Here is a 15,404-nt window from a genome sequence, read left to right on the forward strand (position 1 = left end):
TTCCTTCACGGCACCGCGAAGCGCAGCGTCTTGCCGCCGCTCGACATGTCGACCGCGCCAAAGCCGTTCGCCACGAAGCCGCGCGCGCCGCAATCGGTCTGCTCGGTGGTTTCGAACTTGGTCTCGCGCGTGCAGAGCTGCCTGTCACCGCCCCAGTTCAACGGCCGGTCCTTCAGCTTGACGGCGCGGTTGTCGGCATCGACGGCCTCCGCGAAGCTGAAGATCTGCTTCGGCTGGCCGGTCACATCAGGGTGCAGGCACGTCTTGGGATCGATGCGATACCAGCCGCGGCTGGTCACGGACTTGCCGTCGTCGGCCGCGATCGCCGCCATCACCTTGTGCGGCGTGTCGTTGCACCAGGTGAGGCCGGTCGCGGACGGCGTCTGCACCGCATCGACCATGGTCTTGAAGAAATTGGGCGAGCCCGCGATGTCCGCGGACAATCCGCGGCTCTTCAGGAATGCGGCCAGGGCGGCCTGCGTCTTCGGCCCGTCGACGCCGTCGATCGGCGCGGCATCGTAGCCTGCGATCACCAGGAGCCGCTGGATGCCGGCGAGACGGGCCTGCTCGTCGTCATATTCGGAATCCTCGGCGAGATAAGCAATCAGGTTGCCGTCGGCGCCTTGCGCCGGCGTCACTTGCGTGAAGGCCGCCTGGGTCTGGCCGCTGCGGCATTGCCGGGCCGCGGCGATGACGAAATTATCTTGCGCCACGCACAGCATGTCGCCGCCGTTCTGCGGTATTGGGGAGGCGCCATAGACGCCGAGAGCACGGGCGTTGAGCAGGATGCGGTCGGCGGTCAGCGTGCCCTGTACCACAACGCGGCAGGTGGCGGGATCGACCCTGAACCAGCCCCTCGTCGCGGTCGCCGCCTTGTCGTCGATGCCGATCGCGGCCTCGACGACATAGGACATGCGGTTGCAGATCTTCAGATCGGCGAAGGCCGGCACCGAGGAGACGACGAACGAGACGGCCGCGGCCGGCAGCGTCATCAGGAAGCGGGTGAGGGTGGAGCGACCGTGCTGCCGAACCCTCCGATCGTCATGCCCGGGCTTGTCCCGGGCATCCACGTTCCTGGTGCCGGTCAAAAGCTCGTGGATGGCCGGGACATCTGTGCGAAGGCGCGCTTCGCGCTTTTGCCCGGCCATGACGGCTTTCTTTGGCCAGCTCTTCATCACTTGTGGATCAGCGTTCCCGTGCCGGTGTTGGTGAACAGCTCGAGCAGCACGGCATGCTGCATCTTTCCGTCGATGATGACGACGCCCTCGACGCCCTGCTCCAGTGCATAGATGCAGGTCTCGACCTTCGGGATCATGCCGCCGGAAATGGTGCCGTCGGCGATCAGCTTGCGCGCGTCCTTCACCGAGAGCTGCGGGATCAGCTTCTTCGACTTGTCGAGCACGCCGGGCACGTCGGTGAGCAGCAGCAGACGCTTGGCCTTCAGCGCGCCGGCAACCGCACCCGCAAAAGTGTCGGCGTTGACGTTCAGCGTCTGGCCCTCCTTCGAGGTCGCGAGCGGCGCCAGCACCGGGATCAGCTCGTAGCCGATCAGCTGGTTGAGTAGCGTGAGGTCGACCTTCTCGGGGTCGCCGACGAAGCCGAGATCGATCGCCTTCTCGATGTTCGAGCCGGGATCGATGATGGTGCGCGTCGTCTTCGACGCCTTCACCATGTTGGCGTCCTTGCCCGAGAGACCCACGGCCTTGCCGCCGGCCTCGTTGATGTAGCCGACGATCTGCTTGTTGACGGAGCCGGCCAGCACCATCTCGACGATCTCGATGGTCGCGGCATCGGTGATGCGCAGGCCTGCGGCGAACTCCGATTGAATGCCGAGGCGCTTGAGCATGGTCGCGATCTGCGGCCCGCCGCCATGCACTACGACAGGATTGATCGCGGTCTGCTCCAGCAGCACGATGTCGCGCGCGAAGTTCTTGGCGGTCTCCTCGTCGCCCATGGCATGGCCGCCATATTTGATGACGATGGTTTCCTCGTCATACTGCTGCATGTGCGGCAGCGCTTCGGACAGGATGCGGGCCTGGTCGAGCGGGGAGATGTCGGTCATGTCGCGGATCTCGCTGGCGGAACTGGAGCGGCCTGCGTTCTATCCGATTGGCGGGGACAGCGCAAAGCGATGTTCTTCCCCTCTCCCCTTGCGGGAGAGGGTGGCTCGCCGCGATAGCGGCGAGACGGGTGAGGGGTCTCTGTCCGCGAGCGCACCTGCGGTTAGAGACCCCTCATCCGGCGCTTCGCGCCACCTTCTCCCGCAAGGGGAGAAGGGAAAAAGAGCGTCACTTCCTCGCCGCCAGCGCCGCCACACTCACCGCCAACCAGCCCGCAATCATCACCGTCCCGCCGGTCGGTGCCGCCATCGGAAACAGCGAGTGCCCGGCATATTGCCGCAAGGTGAGGTCGCCCGCGAACAGCGCGGCGCCGATCACGAAGCCGAATGCGCCGATCAGGCCAATTCCGCCGTGCAGAAGGCCGCGCGCGAGCAGCGCCGTGACGGCAAGTATGGCAGTTGCGTGAAACAGCAGCATCGCGCTGGCGGAGGCGAGCCGGCTTGCATCGGCGCCGTGAGCGGAGGCGGCGGCCAGCGCGACGCCGGCGGCGCCCATCAAGCCGGCAAGCCCGATCAGCAGACGCTGAGCCATCATCACGAGGCCCGCTCTTCCAGCAGCTTCGCCATCGCGGCGCGCAGGCTCTCCATGCCGGTCGAGCTGCGCGATGAGGTCGCGAGCACGTTCGGGAACGCGGCCGGATGCTTGGCCAGCGCCGCCTCGGTCTCGGCGATACGCGATTGCAGCTCGGGGGCCTTCACCTGGTCGGCCTTGGTCAGCACGACCTGATAGCTGACGGCAGAGCGGTCGAGCGTCTTGAGGACCTCGAGGTCGACGTCCTTGAGCCCATGGCGCGCGTCGATCAGAACGTAGACGCGCGCGAGCGAGGCGCGCCCCAGCAGGAATTTGTGGATCAGCTCGGTCCAGGACGCGACCTGGCTCTTCGGCGCCTTGGCGTAGCCATAGCCGGGCATGTCGACGAGCCGCAAATCGGTCTTGCCGGGGACCTCGAAGAAGATCAGCTCCTGGGTGCGGCCCGGCGTATGCGAGGTGCGCGCCAGCGCATTGCGCCCCGTGAGCGCGTTGATCAGGCTCGACTTGCCGACATTGGAACGCCCGGCAAAGGCGACCTCCAGCCCCGCCATCGGCGGCAGCGTCTCGATCGAAGGAGATGCCCAGATGAACTGCCAGTCGCGGGTGAACAGCTTTCGCCCGGCCTCGATCAGCTTCGCATCTTTGTCGTCAGTCATGCGAAGGCTTTCTGTTTCCTCGCGTCATTGCGAGCGATTTGTCCGCCGTAGCTCGAAGAGCGAAGGCGGAAGCGAAGCAATCCAGAAATGTATCCGCGGCGGGACTCCGGATCGCTTCGTCGCTTCGCTCCTCGCAATGACGACGCTACGTCGCCTTCCGCGCGAACGTCGCCTTGAGATTGTCGAACAGCTCCACCTTCACGCCGTTGCGGCGCATGATGTAGCTCTGCTGGAGCACCGAGAGCGTGTTGTTCCAGGCCCAGTAGATCACGAGGCCCGCTGGGAAGCCCGCCAGCATGAAGGTGAAGATCAGCGGCATCCAGTTGAAGATCAGCTGCTGCGTCGGATCCGGCGGCGTCGGGTTCAGCTTCATCTGGAACCACATCGTGATGCCCATGATGATCGGCCAGATGCCGAGCGCGAGATAGTGGCCGAACACCGGGATCGTGGTCGGATCGAACGGGATCAGTCCGAACAGGTTGAAGAGGTTGGTCGGGTCCGGCGCGGAGAGGTCCTTGATCCAGCCGAAGAACGGCGCGTGCCGCATCTCGATGGTGACGAACAGCACCTTGTAGAGCGAGAAGAACACCGGGATCTGGATCACGACGGGAAGACAGCCGGCGACCGGATTGATCTTCTCCTTGCGGTAGATCTCCATCATCTCCTGCTGCTGCTTCACCTTGTCGTCGGGGTAGCGCTCTTTCAGCGCCGCAAGCTGCGGCTGGACCGACTTCATCTTCGCCATCGAGGCGTAGGACTTGTTCGCCAGCGGGAAGAACAGCAGCTTCACGATCACCGTCACCAGCAGGATCGAGATGCCGAAATTGCCGAAGAAGCGGTAGAAGAAGTCGAGGCCGAGGAACATCGGCTTGGTGATGAAGTAGAACCAGCCCCAGTCGATCAACAGATCGAAATGGTTCAGCCCCAGCTCCTTGTTGTAGCCGCCGAGGCCTGCGAACGGGAACACGCCGACGACGCCGGCTTCCTTGGCACCCGCGAACAACCGTGCGTTCGCCGTCGCGCTGCCGCCGATCGCGACGGTGACGGGGTCGAGGAGATAGTCGGTCTGGTAGGTGTGGACGTTGCCGACGGGATTCGACGAGAAACGCGCCTGGAGCGGCGCGCTGGTGTCCGGCAGCAGCGCCGAGGCCCAGTACTTGTCGGTCATGCCGAGCCAGCCATTGGTGGCCTTGAAGTTCACCGTCTTGGCTTCGTCGATCTTCTTGTAGGCGTATTCCTGCAAGCCATCGAGATAGCCGATCAGACCTTCATGCAGGATGTAGTAGCCGGAGACCTGCGGCGCGCCGTGGCGTGAGATCAGCGCGAACGGATAGAGCGTGACCGGCGCGTTGCCGACATTGCTCACCTCGTCCTTGATGGTGAAGAGATAGTGGTCGTCGACCGCGATGGTGCGGCGGAAGGTCAGGCCCTCGCCGTTATCCCACTTCAGCACCGCCGGCGTCGTCGGCGTCAGGCTGCCGCTGCCGTCCTGCTGCCAGACAGTCTGCGCGTCTGGCATCTTCGCCGTCACGCCCGTCGCCGCCACCCAGCCGAACTCGGCGTAATAGGGTTCTGCGGTGCCCGAGGGCGAATAGAGGATGATCGCCGGCGATTTCGGATCGACCGTTTCGCGGTACTGCACCAGCGCGAGGTCGTCGATGCGGCCGCCCTTCAGCGAGACGCTGCCGGTTAGCCGCGGCGTGTCGATCTTCACGCGCGGGCTGGCGGCAATCGCGGTGTCGCGGGCGACGACCGGCTGGGCCTGCTGGTTCACGCCCGGGGTCGACGGCTGCGCGGCGCCGCCGGCCGGCGTGGCGCCCGGCGTTGCGGATGCGGTCGGCTGCGGCGTGGTCTTCTGGAGCTCAGCCTGCGTCTGCTGCTGGGCGCGCTGTTTCTCCATCGCCGGCACGTTGTAGAAATACTGCCAGGCGATCAGGACGAGGCCCGAAAGAATGACGGCGAGGATGGTATTGCGATTGTCGGTCATCACTGTGTCTCGTCATCAATCCGGTTTGCGGCTGGCAGCTGGGACGGGGCCGGGACCTACGCGTCTTGGGCCGCGTCCCTTGTGCGTATGCCGCGCAGGCTTCGTGAACGCTATGCGCAGATCGTCGAGCATGGTGGCGAAGTCGCGCGAGAGCGCGTCCCTTCGGCCGACCAGGACATAATCATGATGGGGCTGCATCGACACCGGATCGAGCCGCTTCACCAGTTCGCGAAGCCGGCGCCGGATACGATTGCGCACGGGGGCGTTGCCGTTCTTTTTTGTAACGGTGAAGCCGATCCGGATCGGACCGCCGTCGTCACGGAGGCGGCTTTGCAGGACGAACGCGGGACTGTTCACCCGCGCGCCATTGGCAACGGCGAGGAAATCCGCCCGCTGCCTCAGCCGATCCATGATGAAATCCCGGAAAAGAGGGTCCGGATCAGGCGCTCAGACGCTTGCGGCCGCGGGCGCGACGGGCGGCGAGAACCTTGCGGCCGCCGGCGGTCGCGAGACGGGCACGGAAGCCGTGACGGCGCTTGCGCACCAGTTTGCTGGGTTGATAAGTCCGCTTCACGGGTTTTTCTCCGCTGACCGGGCAATTTGCCTGTAGAATTGAAGGTAAAGCCCGGAAGATGCAGCCCCAAACGGGCCATTTTCGGCCCCTAGAGAGCCGCTCCCGGCGTCACACCGGGTCATCTGCGGACAATTTGGCCGGCTTATAAGGGAGCGCCTTGTTTTCGTCAACGCCGCACAAGCGCGCGATTCCGGTGAATATCGCTGTTTGTGCGGGGTTTTTAACCCTTGAGGTGGCGACTGGCCATATCAGCGCCTACATCCCACCTCGGCAGATTAGCGATCCGTAATTTGACCGGACCGGGCTCGGGCCGCATCTTCATACCCGCCAATCCTTCACCCGCCAGAGGCAGCGAGGGCGTATTTCGTGGCAGCGACAGACCTCCAGCCGATCCAGGATCAGGATCAGCAGGACCAGCCGGCGATGCGCTGTCGCGGGACGCGCGGGCTCGGGCTGTCTGGCAAGCTGCTGCTGCTCACCATTCCCCTGGTGATGATCGCGGCCAGCCTGCTTTATGTGCCGGCCATCGCCAACTTCTGGGTCAACCGGCTGAATGACCGCATCGCCGCCGCCAACACGGCGGCGCTGGTGCTCGATGCGGCGCCGCTCGGCATGGTTCCCGATTCGCTGTCGCGCCAAATCCTGAAGAGCATCAATGCCCGCGCGGTCGCCATCAAGATGGGCCAGCAGCGCCGATTGCTCGCCAGCGACAATTTGCCGGCCGCCATCGAGCACGACATCGACCTGCGCGACATGACGGCGTGGGAGGCGATCACCGGCTCGTTCCGGATGATGCTGGAGACCGGCAACCAGGCCATCCGCATCGTCGGGCCCGGCGTCGGCAATGCCCAGTTCATGGAGATCGTCACCGACGAGCTGCCGCTGCGGCAGCAGATGTACCGGTTCTCGCGCAACGTCGTGGTGGTCGCGCTGATCATCGCGGCGCTGACCGCGGGCCTCGTCTATCTCGCGCTTCACTATCTCTTCGTGCGCCCGATGCGGCGGCTGACCGCGAGCCTGGTCGGCTTCCACGAAAACCCGGAGAGTTCGGCGGGCATCATCGTCCCAAGCCAACGCAGCGACGAAATCGGGGTCGCCGAGCGCGAATTGTCGGACATGCAGCGCGATCTGATGTCGATGCTGCATCAGAAGAGCCGGCTCGCCGCCCTCGGCCTCGCCGTGTCCAAGATCAACCACGATCTGCGCAATTTGCTGGCCTCGGCCCAGCTGCTGTCGGATCAGCTCGCCAGCGTGCCCGATCCGCGGGTGCAGCGCTTTGCGCCGAAGCTGGTACGCTCGCTTGAGCGCGCCATCGCCTTCTGCCAGTCGACGCTGTCCTACGGCCGCGCCCAGGAAGCCGCGCCGGACCGGCGCATGATCCTGATCGAGCCTGTGGTGCTGGAAGTGCGCGAGACGGCGGGCCTCGCCAGCGATGCCTCGATCGCCTGGGTCGCTGCGATCGATCGCGGACTCGCGGTCGATGCCGATCCCGATCAGCTGTTCCGGGTGCTGCTCAACCTCGTCCGCAACGCCGCCCAGGCGCTGGAAAGCCACGCCTCCGGCGAGGGCGGGGTGCAGCAGATCCGGATCACGGGAAAACGCGAGGGCGCGGTCGCAATTCTCGAGGTATCCGACACCGGCCCCGGCGTCCCCCCGAAGACCCGGGCCCATCTGTTCGAGGCGTTCCAGACCTCCGGCCGGCCCGGCGGCAGCGGCCTTGGCCTTGCGATTGCCGCCGAGCTGGTCCGCGCCCATGGCGGCGACATCCACCTCGTCGAAGGCACCATCGGGGCTACCTTCCGCATCACCATCCCCGACCGCCCCGTGGAACTGCTCTCCATCCGCAACGAGCGGCAGAGGGCGTAGTCGGCCAGAGGCCGATAATCTCTCGTCATTCCGGGACGACCCAAAGGACCAGGCCCGGAATCCATAATCCCGGCTGGTGGTTAGGGCTTCTCCGGTGCGCAATTGCGCACCATAGATCGCGACTCTGCCACGCCGGGGAATGACAGCTAGCGGGGACAAATACGCGAAAATCTCCCCATCCCGGACCTTGCCAACCGCGGCAAGAGCGGTTAGTCAGAGCGCTCTTTCGCACCCCTCCGGCGCTGTCCGGAGGCTGCCTGCGGGCTTAGGCCCGCACTGTTCGCGAAAAACGCGCCCGTAGCTCAGCTGGATAGAGCATCAGACTACGAATCTGAGGGTCGGACGTTCGAATCGTTCCGGGCGCGCCATTCTTCGACGAAAGGTCAGGACACAGCAGCATCCGGTCGCCAGGCGGCCCGAGACCGGGTGGCCGCGTCGTGTGGGGGACTGAATGAGAATATCGCAGGCGTTCAAGTTCGAGGCGGCGCATCGGCTGCCCAATGTGCCCGAGACCCATCGATGCCGCCGGCTGCATGGTCATTCCTACCGGGTCGAGGCCCAGCTGGACGGGCCGGTCGACCCGCACACCGGCTTCGTTGCGGATTTCTTCGACATCGAAAAATGCTTTGCCGACATCCTGGCCGCGCTGGATCACCACTGCCTGAACGAGGTCAAAGGCCTCGAGAACCCGACCGCCGAGAATATCGCGCTCTGGATCTGGGACCGGCTGAAGCCGGATCTTCCGCAGGTCTCGGCGGTCCGGGTCTACGAAACGGCGGATTGTTGGGCCGAATATAACGGGCAGTGACGATGGCCCTGCGCTGTTACGGCTGGAGCCTCACGAGCCCGGCGTCTCGGTAGCTCAGCTGGATACAGCATTCAGACTGCGAATCGGAGGGGCGGACGTTCGAATCGTTCCGGGCGCGCCGTCTACGCCAAACCACGCTATCGCGCGCCATAGGTTGCCCGACTATCCATTCTCGCGCTGCTCTTGGGCCCTCGCTCCGCTGGTGGAGCGAGGCCGCCGGATTGTTTTTGGTATCGCATCATGATACGTGTGAGTGATGATCAGAAGCTTCCGGGGGCACGTTCGCTGCGTTGATTTTCCAGCAGCGACGCGTTCCAAAGAAGTTTCCGACCGACGTTGCCAAAGTGGCTCGCCGAAAACTGGTGCAGCTGAATAACGCAATAATCCTTGGTGATCTCGTGGCGCCGCCGGGCAACCGACTGGAAGCTTTGCGAGGAGACTTGGCTGGCAAGCATTCGATCCGAATAAACGATCAGTGCGGATCGTATTCCTGTGGAGCGATCAGGGACCGGAGGAGGTCGAGATCGTGGATTATCATTGATAAGGTATGCGGCCATGGCCAAGAAACTTCCCCCTGTTCATCCCGGAGAAGTCCTGCGCGAGGAATTCCTGCGCCCCCTAGACCTCTCTCCCTACGCAGTGGCTCGTGCTGTCGGCGTGCCGCGCACGCGGATTGAGCGGTTGGCCAATGAGCAAACCCCGGTGACCGCCGACACCGCCCTTCGGCTCGGCAGATATTTCGGGACCTCGGCCGCGTTCTGGATGGGCATCCAGACACAGTATGACCTTGAACGGGCCGAGGACGAATTGGGTGCCGCGCTGCGCAAGATCGCCCCGGCGCGCGAAGCTAAACCGGCGGCGTGACCGAGGGTTCGGAAATCCTCACGCAATCGCGCGTACCAAATCATAACGCCACGGCTAAGCGGTCGTGCCTATCTTCATCGGCCACGGCGCGCCAATTCGGTAGCAAGTTCGTCCCATGCGCACCATCGATCGCCTGTTCTCCTGCCTCGCTCTGATCCTTGCCATCGCAGCCGTCCCAGTGCTTCCCGCGCGCGCGGCCGAAGCCTGCCCGTTCATCAGCACGAAGGAGCTTGCCGCTGCGATTCCGGCGCTCAAATGGTCGCTGATTTCAAATCAGGACGGCCGCGGCTGCATCTATCAGGGCGGCCGCGGCGACACGATGATGCTGTCCGTGTTCCGCAATCCCGACAAGGATCGCGCCAGGGAATTGTACGCGACCTTCGTCAAGACGCTCAGTGAGCGCATGAAGCTCAACGCGGTGCCCGGGATCGGCGACGAAGGCCAGGGCGGTACGACCGCAGCAGGTGCGGAGCGCCAGGAGGCCGTGGTGGTCACCTTGTCGGGCGACTACATCCTGCAACTCACCGTCTATCCGACCGGCCGGCGCGCCGACGACGCGCTGCTCGGGCCGATCACCGAAGCCGCGCGCGTGGCCGTCGCCAATGTGAGCCGGAGCAGCGAGCGGTTCGGTAATTGCGAGTGGTTCACGGCCGCGGATGCCGACGGCTTTCTCGACGCGAGCACGCTGACGGTGCAGCGCACCGGCGCGGGCAGCTGCATGATGTTCGATCGCGAGGCCAACACCATGATGGTTGCGGTGATCGCGACCTCGCGCGACACCGCCGTCGGCATGATGAAGCGCGCAGGCCCCTGCAAGCACACGGCGATCCCCGAATTCGGCAGCGAAGCTTACGGCGAGCATTCCTGCACCAAGGGCAACGGCAACGCCGTCAACATCTTCGTCTGGAAGAACGGCAGGCAGGCCTCGATCCTGTTCGCACCGGTCAAGCCGCATCCGGAATCCGGCTCGGTCGAGCGCCTGAAGGCGGTGGCGGCGCGGGTGTATAAAAAGCTGTAGCGGCGCCGTGCGACACAGCTGGCGGATGTGCTTGTGGTTCAACTGGATGAAGCGGCAGACAATGAATCTGAAGGGCGCAATAGTTGGTTGATGAGCTGAACCAGGGTGCCCTCCAGCTCTTCCGGCGAACTGATCGTGACGCCGTGCCTGTAATATCGCTTAATCGGATGACCGATGCCGATCGCGGCAAGCCTAATTTCGCCGGCCTGCTCGATCTCGCTGGCGACACGGCGCAAATGGTGGTCCAGATACCGGTCGCCATTCGCGAGCAATGTCGAATCGTCAACTGGCGCGCCGTCGGACAGCACGATCAGACATTTCTGCGTTTCTTTGCACTGGCGCAAACGGGACGCGGCCCATTCAATGGCTTCGCCGTCGATATTCTCCTTGATGAGATCGGGCCGTAGCATGTTGGCACAGCGTTGTGCGCTAAGCTTCTCGCCGGCGCCACAATAGATGATGTGAAGCAGGTCGTTCAGCCGCCCGGGATAGCCGGGCTCGTGGTCACTCGACCATTTTTCTCGGCTTCGTCCGCCCTTCCAGCGCGACGTCGTGAAGCCAAGCACTTCATGCTTCACTCCTAGGCTAGCGAGCAGGTCGGAGGCGACCAGCGCAGCCCTTGCCGCGAAGAGTATCGATTGTCCGCGCATCGATCCGGAATGATCGATAAGCAACGACACGATCGCATCGCCGGTCCCAGCAGCGGAACCGTCCTGCGACTGGGACGTCGCAATGCGCGTACGCCGTGCCGTCAGGTCCTTTTCGAGATCGTAGAGCTGTCCGGGGTCGACATGCGGAAAGCGCTCGGCCCAGCGGCGGTCAGGGAGCGTCGCCAGCATAGCATCCAACTCGTCGGCCGTGATCTCCAAGTCATAGTCTCGGGTGTAGACCTGATAAGGCCGATCGGGATCGAATTGCACCGGTTGACGCCGCCACTTCTGGAAGGATGGCAAGAAGCTCAACACCATGAGCGCAAGGAGCGCGGCTAAGAAAACGTCACGCCAATGCAAGGCGGGCTCCCGAAACAACCTGATGGACAATGCTAATTCAGCCAAGATCGATCGACAACTGAAAGCGATCGAGCGCCCGTCATCGTGCAGTGGGGGCATCAAGTTCACCGCCCCGCCAGCACCTCCTTGCACTTCGCCGCAAATGCATTGAGGTACGCGCCCATCTCGTTCTCCAGCGCGTCGGACCGATCGATATTCTGCAGGCTCATGTTGAGGGCGTAGACGGGAAGCCCGGGTAGCACGATCGGTGTTGCGACGGCGAGCACGGCGGGCTGCCAGGACACGGCACAATAGCCGTCGCGTTCGACGGAGCTGATCGATCTCCTGACCTCCGCGAGCAGCACCTTGGTTGCCGCCGCGCTGCGCCGCTTGAGCGACTTCAGCAAACGCTCGCGATCGGTCTCGGCAATGCCGGCGAGGTAGGCGCGGCCGAGCGACGTCAACTCCATCGGAACCTGCTGGCCGGCGACCACGTTGCGCAACGCCGCGCGCGGGCTGTATCGGATCGATTCCAGATAGACCATCATGGTTCGATCCGCGGCAGCCAGCCCCACGTTGAGCCGGCGCCTGGCCGACTCGGCCCGCATCATCGGTCCGATCGCATTGAGCACGGGTGATCCCGTCCGCATCGCGTGGCCGATGCTGATGACGGACGCGGCAAGGCGGTAGCTCCGCTGGTTTCGGACTTCGTCGAGCATCCCGGAATTGACCAGCGTTCGCGTCAGACGGCTGACCGTCGATCGCGGCAATCCGGTGCGCTCCGCAATCTCGCCGTTGCCCAGCGTGTCGACGCCGGGCCGGAACGCCCGGAGAATCTCGATGCCCCGCTCGAGCGAGCGATTGCCATCAATTCCGCCCGCGTAGATGCGCGCCATCCGGCCCTTCCTGACATTTCCACTAAGTGGAAATACGGGGATGTCTCAGGCAGCGCAAGCCGCTATCAGCACGGGGAAGAAGAACGCCCGGCCGCGCTGGGGCTCAACGAGGAAACAGCACGGCCGAAATCGGCATTCGGCCTCCGCAATGCGTCGCGGCAATCGATCCGACGCCAGCCAGGGAGCCTGCCATGTCTTATCAGCTCATGTCCTATCAGCTCATCGAATTTTCCGTCGAGGCCGGTGTCGCGACGATTGCATTCAACCGGCCGGACCGGCGCAACGCCATGAGCGACGACATGCGCACCGAGTTCGTCGCTGCGCTCGAAGCCGTGGCCCGCGACAAGGCGATCAAGGCCCTGGTGCTGACGGGGCGCGGCAGTGCGTTTTGCGCCGGCGGCGACATCAGCGGAATGAAGCGCCGGCTCGCCGCGTCGCAGGGCGAGGTCGCATTCAACGGATGGAGCCGTCAGCAGGGCGTGCATCACGTGCAGTCGTTCCTGCTCGGCCTGCCGAAGCCGACGATTGCCGCCGTCAACGGTGCCGCGGCGGGCCTCGGTGCGGACACCGCGCTGGCCTGCGACTTCGTGATGGGCACGGAGCGATCGAAGTTCACCTGGTCCTACATCAAGCGAGGCTTGATCCCCGACGGCGGCGGCCTGTATTTCCTGCCGCGCCGGGTCGGGCTTTCCAGGGCCAAGGAGCTGATCTTCACCGGGCGCGTCGTCGAGGCTGACGAAGCGATCGCGCTCGGCATCGTCGATCGCCAGGTGGCCTCGAGCGAGCTGCTGTCGGCAGCGCAAGCCTGGGCGTCCGAACTGGCTCAGGCGTCTCCCACTGCGTTGGCGCTGGGCAAGAAGATCCTGAACGAGACCTTCGAGCATTCCGCGCACGACATTTTCAGTCTCGGCAGCCAGGCGCAGGCCATCTGCTACACCAGCGCGGAACATCGCGATGCCGTGACCGCGTTCCTTGCGCAATCCGCCTCGAAGGATTGAGCCATGGATGCCATCGAACGCCTGATCCGGCCCCGAAGCGTCGCAATCATCGGCGCATCGGCCGACCCGGACAAGACCTCGGGGCGACCGGTGTCCTATCTCCGGAAGCACGGCTTTGCGGGCGCGATCTATCCCGTCAATCCGAAGGTCGCTGATATCGGCGGTCTGACCTGCTACCCCGACATCGCCTCGCTGCCTGATGTGCCTGACGTCGGCCTCGTCCTGCTCGGCGCCGAGCGCGCGCACGTCGCGGTGCGCGAATTGTCCGAGCGAGGGGCTGCCGCGGCAATCGTCCTTGCCAGCGGCTTCACCGAAACGGGGGCGGAAGGCGCGGAGCGCCAGAAACAGCTCTTGGAAGCCGCCGGCTCCATGCGGATCCTCGGGCCAAACACGATCGGCCTCGTCAATCTCACCGACAATATCGTGCTGTCGGCGTCGGGCGCGCTGGCGATGGATGACTTCCCGGCGGGGCCCGTCGGATTGATCTCGCAAAGCGGCGGCATTCTCGGTGCCTTGCTGTCGCGCGCCGCGGCGCGCGGGGTCGGTCTGTCCAAGCTGGTGTCGACCAGCAACGAAGCCGATCTCGAGCTCGCCGATTTCATCGACTTCCTCGCCGACGACAGCGCAACGCGCGTCATTGCGCTCTATATCGAGGCGATCCGAAATCCATCTCGCTTTCGGGAGGCGGTTCTGAAAGCACGCCGCGCCGGCAAGCCCATTGTCGCCTTCAAGATCGGTCGATCGGAGGCCGGCGCGCAAGCGGCGGTCTCGCACACCGGCGCACTCGCCGGCTCCGACCGCATGTATGACGCCTTGTTCAGCCAACTCGGGGTCATCCGTGCCAGGACGTTCGAAGACCTGCTCGACATTTCCGCAGTCCTTGCCGCGGGCCGGAAGCTGTCCGGCCGGAATGTTGCGATCCTCACCTCGACCGGCGGCGCCGGCACGATCGTGTCGGACAGTCTCGGAGTCGCCGGATTTGCGACGCCCGCCCCCGACAATGAGACGGCGGCGCAATTGCGCAACCTCCAGTCGGGACCGCAGGCCAATCTCGATCGCAATCCGATCGATGTGACTCTCGCCGGCCTGCAGCCCGATCTGCTTCGTGCCGCCATTCGCATCCTGCTCGCCAGTCCCTCCTACGATGCGCTGGTCGTCATTGCCGGCTCGTCGGCCGTGGGATCGCCGGCCCTGATGGCCGATGCCATCCGCGACTGTCTGCCGCTCAGCGACAAGCCGGTCATTGCCTATGTCAGCCCCTACGCGCCCGAGGTGGTTTCCGTCCTCACCCGGCGCGGCGTCCCGGCTTACACGTCGGCCGAGAGCTGCACGGCTGCGCTCGACGGGCTCTTGCGGGCCGGGATGCCGCAGCATGTCCGGACATCCGGCGAGATCGAGGCGCCGGTCGATATCGGCGACCTCCCGACTGGTTCGCTGGATGAGGCACAGGCCAAGGCGTTGTTTGCTCGCTTTGGTGTTCCGGTCGCTGCAGAGAAAGTGGTCGCAACGGCCAGCGAAGCGGAACGGGCGGCACGCGACTTCGGCGGCCGGGTCGTGCTCAAGATTCTGTCGCGCGAGATCGCGCACAAGAGCGACGTCGGCGGCGTCGCGGTCAACCTGACCGCCGAGACGGTCGGCAGCCGCCTCGCGGCAATGGCAGATGAGGTCGAGGCCAGGGCCGGGAAGCGGCCCGACCAATTCCTGGTGCAGGAGATGGTTTCAGGTGGCGTCGAGATCATTCTCGGAATGCATCGCGATCCCTTGGGGACCGCCATCCTTCTCGGAATGGGCGGGGTCACCGCCGAACTGTTCAAGGACACCACGATGCGTCTGCTGCCGCCGGAAGGCGGCCTCGTTCTGTCCGAGGCGAGAGCGATGGCGCGCGAGCTCGTCTCCTGGCCGTTGCTGGATGGCTTTCGCGGCCGGCCGAAATGCGATGTCGAAGCGCTCCTGGAAGCAGTCGTCGCCTTCTCGCGCATGGTTGCGCAACTCGGCGATCGACTTTCGGAGGCCGAGATCAATCCGGTGTTCGTACTGCCGGCGGGCCGGGGCGTGAAGGCGGCAGACGGATTGGTCGTTCTCAATGTCTGAACAAAA

Annotated in this window: 15 protein-coding genes, 2 tRNA genes and 1 pseudogene; 9 read left to right on the plus strand and 9 right to left on the minus strand. The window is 64.6% G+C overall.

The features are described 5' to 3' along the window. Positions 1 to 5: 5 nt before the first annotated feature. The 7 genes from C7G42_RS03925 to rpmH all read right to left on the minus strand — a co-directional run bounded on the left by C7G42_RS03925 (position 6) and on the right by rpmH (position 5,868). A complete protein-coding gene (locus C7G42_RS03925) occupies positions 6 to 992 on the minus strand; it encodes a DUF1036 domain-containing protein (RefSeq protein WP_199580786.1) in 987 nt (328 codons plus the stop codon). A gap of 182 nt (positions 993 to 1,174) precedes the next feature. Beyond that, complete coding sequence (gene argB, locus C7G42_RS03930; RefSeq protein WP_094976433.1) at positions 1,175 to 2,062, minus strand: acetylglutamate kinase; 888 nt, start codon at positions 2,060 to 2,062, stop codon at positions 1,175 to 1,177. A 226-nt stretch (positions 2,063 to 2,288) separates the two neighbouring features. Beyond that, complete coding sequence (locus C7G42_RS03935) at positions 2,289 to 2,654, minus strand: DUF423 domain-containing protein (protein ID WP_199580636.1); 366 nt, start codon at positions 2,652 to 2,654, stop codon at positions 2,289 to 2,291. After that, a complete protein-coding gene (gene yihA, locus C7G42_RS03940; protein ID WP_106947747.1) occupies positions 2,654 to 3,307 on the minus strand; it encodes a ribosome biogenesis GTP-binding protein YihA/YsxC in 654 nt (217 codons plus the stop codon). The genes C7G42_RS03935 and yihA overlap by 1 nt, the downstream gene beginning before the upstream one ends. A gap of 145 nt (positions 3,308 to 3,452) precedes the next feature. Then, positions 3,453 to 5,294 carry a membrane protein insertase YidC gene (yidC, locus tag C7G42_RS03945; protein ID WP_199580637.1) on the minus strand — a complete coding sequence of 614 codons (1,842 nt, stop codon included), beginning with the start codon at positions 5,292 to 5,294 and terminating at the stop codon, positions 3,453 to 3,455. A gap of 15 nt (positions 5,295 to 5,309) precedes the next feature. Beyond that, complete coding sequence (gene rnpA / locus C7G42_RS03950; RefSeq protein ID WP_106947749.1) at positions 5,310 to 5,705, minus strand: ribonuclease P protein component; 396 nt, start codon at positions 5,703 to 5,705, stop codon at positions 5,310 to 5,312. Positions 5,706 to 5,733: 28 nt separating this feature from the next. Further along, the gene (gene rpmH / locus C7G42_RS03955; RefSeq protein WP_008542748.1) at positions 5,734 to 5,868 is read right to left on the minus strand and encodes a 50S ribosomal protein L34; all 135 of its coding nucleotides are present in this window, start codon (positions 5,866 to 5,868) and stop codon (positions 5,734 to 5,736) included. 366 nt (positions 5,869 to 6,234) lie between these two features. On the opposite strand from rpmH, the gene C7G42_RS03960 reads away from it, so the two are divergent. The 7 genes and pseudogenes from C7G42_RS03960 (at position 6,235) to C7G42_RS03990 (ending at position 10,424) form a co-directional block, all read left to right on the plus strand. After that, positions 6,235 to 7,734, plus strand: coding sequence for a sensor histidine kinase (locus tag C7G42_RS03960; protein ID WP_106947750.1), 1,500 nt, complete (start codon positions 6,235 to 6,237; stop codon positions 7,732 to 7,734). 291 nt (positions 7,735 to 8,025) lie between these two features. Further along, positions 8,026 to 8,102: transfer RNA gene (locus tag C7G42_RS03965), tRNA-Arg, on the plus strand. Between the two features lie 83 nt (positions 8,103 to 8,185). Then, a complete protein-coding gene (gene queD / locus C7G42_RS03970) occupies positions 8,186 to 8,542 on the plus strand; it encodes a 6-carboxytetrahydropterin synthase QueD (protein ID WP_106947751.1) in 357 nt (118 codons plus the stop codon). A 41-nt stretch (positions 8,543 to 8,583) separates the two neighbouring features. After that, positions 8,584 to 8,660: transfer RNA gene (locus tag C7G42_RS03975), tRNA-Arg, on the plus strand. Between the two features lie 172 nt (positions 8,661 to 8,832). Then, positions 8,833 to 9,083: pseudogene (locus C7G42_RS03980) on the plus strand (type II toxin-antitoxin system RelE/ParE family toxin). Between the two features lie 14 nt (positions 9,084 to 9,097). Beyond that, positions 9,098 to 9,406, plus strand: a complete 309-nt coding sequence (locus tag C7G42_RS03985; RefSeq protein WP_106947752.1) for a HigA family addiction module antitoxin — start codon at positions 9,098 to 9,100, stop codon at positions 9,404 to 9,406. 115 nt (positions 9,407 to 9,521) lie between these two features. Then, a complete protein-coding gene (locus tag C7G42_RS03990) occupies positions 9,522 to 10,424 on the plus strand; it encodes a hypothetical protein (RefSeq protein WP_106947753.1) in 903 nt (300 codons plus the stop codon). Between the two features lie 38 nt (positions 10,425 to 10,462). On the opposite strand, the gene C7G42_RS03995 is transcribed toward C7G42_RS03990, so the two are convergent. Next, positions 10,463 to 11,434: a cobaltochelatase CobT-related protein gene (locus tag C7G42_RS03995; protein WP_245427517.1), complete on the minus strand. Its 972-nt coding sequence runs from the start codon at positions 11,432 to 11,434 to the stop codon at positions 10,463 to 10,465. A 104-nt stretch (positions 11,435 to 11,538) separates the two neighbouring features. After that, complete coding sequence (locus C7G42_RS04000) at positions 11,539 to 12,309, minus strand: IclR family transcriptional regulator (RefSeq protein WP_106947754.1); 771 nt, start codon at positions 12,307 to 12,309, stop codon at positions 11,539 to 11,541. A gap of 206 nt (positions 12,310 to 12,515) precedes the next feature. Here C7G42_RS04000 and C7G42_RS04005 point away from each other — a divergent pair, with 206 nt between their 5' ends. Both C7G42_RS04005 and C7G42_RS04010 read left to right on the plus strand, forming a co-directional pair. Then, complete coding sequence (locus C7G42_RS04005) at positions 12,516 to 13,307, plus strand: enoyl-CoA hydratase/isomerase family protein (protein ID WP_106948840.1); 792 nt, start codon at positions 12,516 to 12,518, stop codon at positions 13,305 to 13,307. Between the two features lie 3 nt (positions 13,308 to 13,310). Continuing rightward, entirely contained in the window at positions 13,311 to 15,398 is a 2,088-nt protein-coding gene (locus C7G42_RS04010) for an acetate--CoA ligase family protein (RefSeq protein WP_106947755.1), read from the plus strand. Positions 15,399 to 15,404: the final 6 nt, after the last annotated feature.

Origin of the sequence: Bradyrhizobium sp. MOS003 (assembly GCF_003020125.1) — a bacterium.
Taxonomy (GTDB): domain Bacteria; phylum Pseudomonadota; class Alphaproteobacteria; order Rhizobiales; family Xanthobacteraceae; genus Bradyrhizobium.